The sequence below is a fragment of the Brevundimonas sp. UBA7838 genome, assembly GCF_002500885.1.
In the GTDB taxonomy this organism is placed as follows: Bacteria; Pseudomonadota; Alphaproteobacteria; order Caulobacterales; family Caulobacteraceae; genus Brevundimonas; species Brevundimonas vesicularis_C.
This window is the reverse complement of record NZ_DLTK01000079.1, coordinates 2,927-3,642: the sequence shown is the minus strand read 5'-3', so window position 1 is coordinate 3,642 and position 716 is coordinate 2,927. Positions and strand designations below refer to the sequence as shown.

Genomic DNA, 716 nt, shown 5'->3' with positions numbered 1-716 from the left:
GCGGCCTGTTCGCCGCCCATCATCATGGCGACGCCGCTGCCCAGCAGCACCACGGCGCCGATCGGGGCCAGGATCATCCAGGTCTTCACCGACTTCTTGGACTTGGTCGTGCGGGCGTAGCGCGGAACGAAGGTCGTGTCCTCAGCGCGGGCTTCGGTATTGGCGTTGGCATAGGTCATAGACATTGTTCTGTCCTCCATAACGTCGATCAACCAACCCGCCGTTCCGCAATGCCGTTCCGCGTAAGGGGCAAAAGCCCCGAAGAAACACCGTTTCCGCCCGGAATGGGGCGAAGACCGTGCGCGGGTCCGCCGCATTTGCCGTCAATGCGGCAATAAAAAGCAGGGCTACGGTCTGGATTTCCGCCGCGTCAACCGAACAAATGGATCACGGCCGGACGGCAATTCGTCAGGTTCGCGAAGGATTGCGGACCCTATGGTTGACCCGACCGGCCGCCTTCGTCCATCACCGGACCGGGTGAACACGCATTGACCGGAGTACGGCGCGCATGGGTTTTGTAGCCAATATCCGTAGGGATGTCCGGTTCGCGCGCGGCCTGTTCCGTCTGTTGAAACGCATCAAGCCGATCGAGTTGGACAGCGACGTCCTGCTCTGCGACGACTTCGAAGAAGCGGTCGACAAGTTCGCCGACAACATCGCCATCGACGACGGTCAGCGCGCCCTGACGTATCGCGACCTGGACGCCATGGCCAACC

Annotated in this window: 1 protein-coding gene and 1 pseudogene; one reads left to right on the top strand and one right to left on the bottom strand. The window is 61.7% G+C overall.

The window, feature by feature from the left end; genetic code table 11:
• Positions 1-185: hypothetical protein (locus B3T77_RS06480; RefSeq protein WP_292078230.1), on the bottom strand; the 185-nt coding region annotated here is incomplete at its 3' end.
• Between the two features lie 323 nt (positions 186-508).
• On the opposite strand from B3T77_RS06480, the pseudogene B3T77_RS06475 reads away from it, so the two are divergent.
• Positions 509-716, top strand: a pseudogene (locus B3T77_RS06475) (long-chain-acyl-CoA synthetase); the annotation flags it as partial.